Source organism: Methylobacterium sp. GC_Met_2, from assembly GCF_026540795.1.
Classification (GTDB): domain Bacteria; phylum Pseudomonadota; class Alphaproteobacteria; order Rhizobiales; family Beijerinckiaceae; genus Methylobacterium.
This window is the reverse complement of the sequence record NZ_JALNUM010000088.1, coordinates 19,844-27,236: the sequence shown is the minus strand read 5'-3', so window position 1 is coordinate 27,236 and position 7,393 is coordinate 19,844. Positions and strand designations below refer to the sequence as shown.

Here is a 7,393-nt window from a genome sequence, read left to right as displayed (position 1 = left end):
AACTCCTCCCCGCAAGGGGGAGGAGAGCGCGTCTCGGCCAACGATGTGTTAATATCGTAGCCCGCAGAGGGGGAGGGAGACGCGCGGTGGCCTTCGACTTGGATTGCTCTGCAGTCGTCGACCAGATCGAACCGCGCGTAGCCTCCGCGGAGAGCACGCGACGCGGCACCGCGTGCGCGTTGCGGATATCTGCGGCCATCCCCGTCCGCCATCTTGGCCCGGCCCGCCCGCATCCCCATTCTGACGAATCCGATCGCTCCAACGAAACCGCCGGCCGCCCGGCGGCGCTAAAGGCCGTATGACCGAAACGCTGACCTCCGGCGAAGCCCGTCTCCAGGCGCAGGCCGCCCCCGAGGGCGAGATCGCCGCGGCGACCCACACCCTGGTGATCGGCCCCTATCTGGCGCGCGGCGCCTACGGGACCGGGCCGGGGCAGGCCGTGCCCACCCGCTCCGTCGAAGCCCGCCTCGACGAGGCCACGGGGCTCGCCGCCGCGATCGAACTCGACGTGCTCGAGAGCCTCGCGATCAGCTTGCCGCGGATCCGCCCCTCGACCTATCTCGGCAAGGGCCGGGTGGAGGAGATCGCCGGCCTGATCCGCGCCCGCGAGATCGGCCTCGTGGTGATGGATTGCGCCCTCTCGCCGGTGCAGCAGCGCAACCTGGAAAAGGCCTGGGGCGCCAAGGTCATCGACCGCACCGGCCTGATCCTGGAAATTTTTGGCCGGCGCGCCTCGACGCGGGAGGGAACCCTTCAAGTCGAGCACGCCCACCTCGCCTACCAGAAGTCACGGCTCGTCCGGTCCTGGACCCACCTGGAGCGGCAGCGCGGCGGCTTCGGCTTCCTGGGCGGCCCCGGCGAGACCCAGATCGAGGCCGACCGGCGCATGATCCAGGAGCGCATGACCCGGATCGAGCGCGACCTCGACGCGGTGGTCCGCACCCGCGGCCTGCACCGCCAGAGCCGGGCGCGGGTGCCGTACCCGATCGTGGCGCTGGTCGGCTACACCAATGCCGGCAAGTCGAGCCTGTTCAACACGCTGACCCAGGCCGAGGTCACCGCCAAGGACATGCTGTTCGCCACCCTCGATCCCACCGCCCGGGCGACCAAGCTGCCCCACGGCGAGACCGTGATCCTGTCCGACACGGTCGGCTTCATCTCCGACCTGCCGACCGCGCTGATCGCGGCCTTCCGGGCGACCCTGGAGGACGCGATCGAGGCCGACGTGCTGCTCCACGTGCGCGACGTCTCCCACGTCGATTCCGAGGCCCAGGCCGAGGATGTCGGCGACGTGCTGCGCGAACTCGGCATCGAGACCAGCGCCGACCGGATCATCGAGGTCTGGAACAAGGCCGATCTGCTCGACGACGACGAGCGCACCCGGCTCCTGAACCTCAGCGGCCAGGCCAGGACCCGCAACGACCGCGACAGCGCGGCGCCGGTCCTGGTCTCGGCGCTGACCGGGGAGGGGCTCGCGGCCCTCACCAGCCGGATCGAGGCGCGGATCGCGCGCAACCGCGCGAGCTTCGCGGTGGCGCTGCCGCCGGAGGACGGGGCGGCGTTGAACTGGCTCTACGAGAACGCCGAGATTCTGGACCGCCGGTCGGAGGCCGACGGCACCCTGCATCTGGCGGTGCGGATCGCCCCCGAGAAGGAGCCGCGCTTCCTCAACCGGTTCACGGCGGCGCGGCGCCTCGGCCGGGGCGGCTGATGGCCTCAGGCCGCGCCGGCAACCCGCCGCTCCCCGGCCTGCGGACGGCGCGGACCCCCGTCGCGCACCGCCCGGTGCCGCCGGATCAGGACGAGGACGCGGTGCTGCGGGCCATGCAGGCCGGTGGCGGCCTGCGCCTGCTCGGCCTGCGCATCGTGATCGTGCTGGTGCTGCTGATGGCGGCCCAGGCCTATGACGGCTCGCTGCACGCCCTGAGCCACTGGTTCATCCTCGCCCTCTACGGCCTGGGCACGGTCTGGTTCGGGCTGCGCGAGCGGGGCGGCGGGCCGGCGGCGTCGGCCTATAGCTGGGCCGGCACCGGGCTCAACGCGGGGCTCGCCGTCTACGTGCTGATCGAGCACATGCTGGCCGGCGGCGGGGCGGGCCTCGGCGCCGACGCGGTGAGCCGCCTCCCGGCCTTCCTGCTCCTGCTCCAGACCGGCCTGAGCATGCGGGTGGCCCAGACCGTGGTGTTCTGCGGCGTCGTCATCGCCTGCTGGAGCGCGACGTTCCTGATCGGGCTGCTGCATCCGGACCTGTTCCCGAACGAAGAAACCTTCCCGACCGCGCAGCTCACGGGGCTGGCCACCTTCGCGGCGGCGGGCCTGCTGGTGGTGGACGGGGTGGTCCGCCTGCGCGCCGCGGTGGCGCGGGCCCTGCGCATGGAGCACGAGCGGACCCTGCTGGCGCGCTTCGTGCCCGACGCGGTCGCCCTAGATCTCTCGGCCGAGGGCGGCGATTCGGCGCTGGGCGTCCACCGGCGCCACGCCTGCCTGATGATCCTCGACATCCGCGGCTTCTCCCGGCTCTCGGGCGAGCACCCGCCCGAGACCATGGTGCTGGCGCTGCTCGCCGTGCGGGCGGCCGCGCAGGCGGCGGTGGCCGAGGCGGGGGGCCTCGTGGACAAGTATATCGGCGACGCGGTGCTGGTGCAGTTCGTGGTCGGCTCGCCCGACGCGCAGGCGCGGGCGGCGCTGGCCTGCGCCTTGTCGCTCCGCCGCCGGATCGCGGCCCTCAACGCGGCGCGGGCCGCGGAGGGGCTGTTCACCCTGCGGGTCGTGGTCGCGCTGCACGCGGGCGACCTGCTGGTCGGGGTGTTCGACGACGGGGTCCGGGCCGAATACACGGTGCTGGGCCCGGCCATGAACGCCCTGTCGCGGATCGAGGCCCAGGCCAAGGCGGCCGAGCTCGAACTCGCCGCCTCAGGGGATTTTGTGGATCTTTTACGTGGGGCGCTGCCGGAGGGAATCCGGGCGGTTCCGGTGCCGGGGGCCGTGCTGCCCGAGCCGCTCACCCTGTTCGCCGTGGCGGGGGAGCCGGATCCCGATCCGGCCCTTCCGCGCATGCGGATTCCCGCATCGGGTCCGTCCGCACCGGCTCAGGGCTGAGCGCGGGGCCCCGCTCGCGTGGGGGCCTGCAGATCCACATGTCGTCCGCCGACGATGGCCGCGTGTGCATCCCCTCGCCCCGCTTGCGGGGAGAGGGCTTCCTGCCCCCTCGTCGGAGCAGGATGTGAGGCGGCAGCCGAAGGTGAGGGGGCGGTTGAGGACGAGACTCCTCCGGAATCGCCCCTCACCGCCGCTCAGGCTTCGCCTGCGCTTCCCGCATGGACGACGAGGTCCATGCGGGCCTCTCCCCGCACGCGGGGAGAGGGAGAAGGCCACGCTCTGCCGCCCGCGTCGCTATCCGCTGGCGCTGTGCGGCTCCCGTAGCCCGCCCCCGGCGCCATGGCCTGAGCCGCCCCACGCCATGACGCCCGGTGCCGGAACCCGAAAGGATTTGAATCCGTTCGGTCGTCGCGGCGCAGCGTCGCGGAGAACGGAAAGTCTATGAACAAGCTCATCCTCGGCGCGACGCTCGCGCTCGGCCTCGTCCTCGGCGCCGCCAGCCCGACCCTGGCCGCCCCCGGCGACGGCCTCGACCGCAACGCCGCCGCCACGGGCAACACCAATATGGGCGGCATGCACCGCAACGCCCGGATGCAGTCGCGGATGATGCGCCACCGCATGATGCACCGGCACCACCACCGTCATCACATGATGCGCCGTCATATGCGCTGAGCATCGCATCCGCCGGTTCGAGCAGTCTCAGAGCCCGTTCGAACCGGGGATCCTGGGCTTCCAAAGGGCCATGCCCTTTGGCGGGTTCTTAGGGCAGAGCCCTGAGATTTTGGGCCCTGAGACGGTCTCCAGGGCTCTGTCCCGGACCCGCGAAAGGTCTCGACCTTTCGAAACCAGAACTGGCACCATCCGCACGACACAGGGCGCTCCCGTCAATGCGGGTGCCCGCGCCCGCAGCTTCTGTTACGCCCCCGGTCTCTAGCCCCCACCCGTGCAGGGGCCGCACCGCGAGGATGGGATGCTGGGAGCGGGACGGTTGGGGCGGTTCGCCCTGGGATGCCTCGTAGCGCTCGCCACAATCGCACCCGCGTAGGTCCAGACCAAGCCGGTCCCACCCCTGGTCTTCACCGGCATCCCCGATCAGGACGAGAGCCGCCTCGTCGCGCGCTTCGGCACGGTCGCCGCCACCCTCGAAGCCAAGCTCGGCGTGCCGGTGCGCTAGCTCGCGGTAAAGAGCTACCCGGCGGCGGTCACCGGGGTCCAGGCCCGCAAGGCCGTGCCGAGCGCCCAGGCGATCGCGCAGGGCGCCGAGGACGCGGCGTTCAAGACCGACCGCATCGCCAACGCCGCCACCGGGCTGAAACCCGATACGGACTTCCCGAAGGCCATCGCGGGAAAAACCTTCACGTTCGGCGCCCGCGCCTCGACCTCCGGGCGGCTGATGCCGGAAGACTTCATCCGGCAGGCTTTTCCGGGGACGAGCCCCGAGCAGGTTTTGGCCCGGGTCGGCGTCACGGGCGATCACAGCCGCACCCTCCAGTTCGTCCAGTCCGGCGCCTTCGCGGTCGGCGCCGTCGACGATTCGGTCTGGGACCGCGACACCAAGGCCGGCAAGGTCGACCGACAAACCGTCTCGGTGATCGGGGCGAGCCCGACCGTCCCCGGTGAACAATGGACCGTCCGGGGCGACAGGGACCAGACCGAGGGTTCGGGCTTCACCGAGCGCTTGCGGGCGGCGCTCACCGGCATCACCGATCCGGCGATCCAGGAGCCGTTCGGGCGCTCGACATTCATCCCCGCGACCAATGCCGCCGACGCGCCCCTGGTCGAGGTCGGCCGGTCCACCGGCCTGGGCGCTGGCCCATACCGACCGGATCGTGGTTCCGGAGGCGGGCCGGATCGTCCGCGATGCGCCGGCAAAGGATCGGGATCCGGCGCGGCTCAAGCCCTTCCACGCGGGGGCCTGATCCGGGTCTGCGCGGCCTGCTTCGCGATCGCGTCGGCCGGGTGCTTCGCGATCGCGTCAGGGTCCGGCGCCGCGCTCGCGCACCTGTTCGGCCTGCAGGGCGTTGAGATAGCCGGTCAGCCGCCCGCTCACCGCCGGATCGGCGCATTGCACCCAGAGCGGCGCCGGCAGGGCCCGGACGGGCAGGCGCAGCAGGAACGCCTCGGCCGACAGGGCCGCCTCCCGCTCGGAGCCGGCGGCCAGCAGGCGCGCCCCCGCCTTCGTGCCGATCAGGATCGCGATCGTGGCCATGATGACGATCCAGGGTTGATGAGACATACCAAGACGACAACGACGCGGATGCGCGAAGCGTTGCGCCGGCGTCGTCAGCGCGTCGCATGCCGGGTCCGGCGGATCGCGATCAGGACTCGCCGGGTTTTCCGGGCGCCGGCTCGCGCGTGGTGCCGCAGATGGCCGCGTCGCGAGGTGCGCGCCAGGCCGTGCTGCGTCTTGTTCCAGTGCTCCGGGGCGCGGACCAACTCGACCAGCGCCAGCCAAGCCCCCACGCTCACCAGCAGGAAGTAGACCGGCATCCCCAGGGCGTACGGGACGAGATTGCCCCAGCCGCGGCGGATGCAGCCCAGCAGGGCGGGGAGGATGAGGGCCCCGAGCCCCGTCCCGAACAGGGTGATCGCGAGCCCCGTGTCGAGATTGTCCAGGAAGCGGGGGGCGGCCGGGATCTCGCGGACGAGAAAGGCCCAGATCGCCGCCGCGAGACAGGCCGGGTAGACCAGGGCCGAAACCACGGTGCCGGGGACCAGGGCTGCCGCGCAGAGCGTCTCCAGCGGACCGAGGCGGCGCGCATTGGAGAACGGGCTGCGCCCGTGGGCGAGACTCGTCTGGACGAGGCCCTTGAGCCAGCGGATGCGCTGGCCGAGCCACGGCCTGAACCGGTTGGGCGCCTCCTCGGCGGTGGCGCTCGGCAGGTCGCCGACCGTGTAGCCCGCGAGCGCCAGCCGCATCCCGAGATCGGCGTCCTCGGTGACATTGTGGGCATTCCAGCCGCCCAGGGCCCGGAGGACCCGGACGCGCAGGTGCATCGAGGTGCCGCCAAGCGGGACCGGCAGCCGGCACCGGGCGAGCGCCGGGTTCAACACGTCGAACAGGCCGGCATATTCCACGGCATAGGCGCGGGTGAGCCAGCAATCGTCGGCATTGTCGATCACGAGCCGCGCCTGGAGGCAGGCGGTGCGCACGGACAGGCGTGCGAACAGCGCGGCGGACAGGCGCAATTGCCCGGGATCAGGATCGTCCTCCGCGTCGTAGACCGTGAGCAGGTCCCCCCGGGCCAGTGGCAGGCCGACATTGAGCGCCCGCGGCTTGGTGCGCGGGCCGCCCGGCGGCACCACGATCACCTCGAACCGGGCGGGCAGGGGGATCCGCGCGAGCATCGCCCGCATCCCCAGATCGTCGGCCTCGATCAGCAGCTTGATGTCGAGCTTGGCCGGGGGATAATCGAGCGCCGCCAGCGCCCGCAGCAGCGCCTGAACCACCGCGGCCTCCCGGTAGAGGGGGACCAGGACGGTGTAGACCGGCAGGGCGGAATCGGTGAGGGGCGGCACCGCAGCCGTGATCGGGGCCGCGATCGCCAGGGCTGCGAGGCGGACGGTCGTCAGGGCCAGGAACAGGCTCTGCACGATCAGCACCACCGCGCGGGCGAGCGGCGCCGGAAGTGCGGCCCAGAGCGAGAGCCCGGCGGTGAGCGTGAGGGCCAGGACCAGCAACCACCAGACAGCGGACTCGCGCGCATTCGCCTGCCCGGGCGCGTGCCACGCGCGATCCTGCGTGGCGTAATCCGCCACCCGCTTCGGGATCGCGGCGAACACAGCCTCGCGCAGGTGGGTCGGGCTGGTGATAGCCACCGGGCCGATCCGGCGTGGGCTGCCGAGCAGGCTCGCGATGATCTGGCCGCGCGGCGCCACCACCCAGGGCACCGCCGAGTCAGAGGCCAGCGGCGCGAGACCGGTGACCAGACTCTCGGGAAAGCGCAGGCCCGGACCGAACCGGATCGGGCCGGCCAGATAGGGGGCCCCGAGCGCCCGGGCGAGGGCACGGTAATACGCCGCCTCCTCCATCAGGCCGGCATTCAGCAGCGCGGTCGCCGCATCTGTGCCGGCCTTGGCCGCGTCGGCGGCGGCCCGGATCAGCAGCCGGCTCTCGACTCCCTCCCCCCGCAGGAAGGCGATCTCCGGCGGCAGGCCCCCCGGCCCTGCCGACGAGCGATGGAACGGCACGCCACGCTCCCCCGGTGGCCCCCGGACGTGATAGGGACGGCGGGTGAGCCAGTCCCTGTCCCCACGCTCCGATCGGAGCACAGCCCACCTCTCGGAAGCGCCC

General features: G+C 72.2%; 6 protein-coding genes and 1 pseudogene. 5 read left to right on the top strand and 2 right to left on the bottom strand.

Annotated elements, in window-relative coordinates; translation table 11 throughout:
- The first annotated feature begins 298 nt into the window (after window positions 1–298).
- The 5 genes and pseudogenes from hflX (at window position 299) to OXS49_RS24035 (ending at window position 5,018) form a co-directional block, all read left to right on the top strand.
- Window positions 299–1,711 (top strand): GTPase HflX, encoded by a 1,413-nt coding sequence (hflX, locus tag OXS49_RS24055; protein ID WP_267427186.1) that lies wholly within the window; start codon window positions 299–301, stop codon window positions 1,709–1,711.
- A complete protein-coding gene (locus OXS49_RS24050) occupies window positions 1,711–3,099 on the top strand; it encodes an adenylate/guanylate cyclase domain-containing protein (RefSeq protein WP_267427184.1) in 1,389 nt (462 codons plus the stop codon). Before hflX ends, OXS49_RS24050 begins: the two co-directional genes overlap by 1 nt.
- A 441-nt stretch (window positions 3,100–3,540) precedes the next feature.
- Window positions 3,541–3,771 (top strand): hypothetical protein, encoded by a 231-nt coding sequence (locus tag OXS49_RS24045; protein WP_243998195.1) that lies wholly within the window; start codon window positions 3,541–3,543, stop codon window positions 3,769–3,771.
- A gap of 556 nt (window positions 3,772–4,327) precedes the next feature.
- Window positions 4,328–4,801: pseudogene (locus tag OXS49_RS24040) on the top strand (PhnD/SsuA/transferrin family substrate-binding protein); the annotation flags it as partial.
- 55 nt (window positions 4,802–4,856) lie between these two features.
- The gene (locus OXS49_RS24035) at window positions 4,857–5,018 is read left to right on the top strand and encodes a hypothetical protein (protein WP_267427183.1); all 162 of its coding nucleotides are present in this window, start codon (window positions 4,857–4,859) and stop codon (window positions 5,016–5,018) included.
- Between the two features lie 56 nt (window positions 5,019–5,074).
- Here the strand turns inward: OXS49_RS24035 and OXS49_RS24030 are convergent, their stop codons facing one another.
- Window positions 5,075–5,308, bottom strand: coding sequence for a hypothetical protein (locus OXS49_RS24030; RefSeq protein ID WP_243998197.1), 234 nt, complete (start codon window positions 5,306–5,308; stop codon window positions 5,075–5,077).
- 74 nt (window positions 5,309–5,382) lie between these two features.
- The gene (locus OXS49_RS24025; protein WP_267427181.1) at window positions 5,383–7,290 is read right to left on the bottom strand and encodes a glycosyltransferase; all 1,908 of its coding nucleotides are present in this window, start codon (window positions 7,288–7,290) and stop codon (window positions 5,383–5,385) included.
- Window positions 7,291–7,393 lie beyond the last annotated feature (103 nt).

Bases quoted from the DNA above. Each gene is read 5' to 3' on its own strand.
- OXS49_RS24045 (WP_243998195.1), top strand. From the start codon at position 3,541: ATGAACAAGCTCATCCTCGGCGCGACGCTCGCGCTCGGCCTCGTCCTC.
- OXS49_RS24035 (WP_267427183.1), top strand. From the start codon at position 4,857: ATGCCGCCGACGCGCCCCTGGTCGAGGTCGGCCGGTCCACCGGCCTGG.
- OXS49_RS24030 (WP_243998197.1), bottom strand. From the start codon at position 5,308: ATGGCCACGATCGCGATCCTGATCGGCACGAAGGCGGGGGCGCGCCTG.
- hflX (WP_267427186.1), top strand. From the start codon at position 299: ATGACCGAAACGCTGACCTCCGGCGAAGCCCGTCTCCAGGCGCAGGCC.
- OXS49_RS24050 (WP_267427184.1), top strand. From the start codon at position 1,711: ATGGCCTCAGGCCGCGCCGGCAACCCGCCGCTCCCCGGCCTGCGGACG.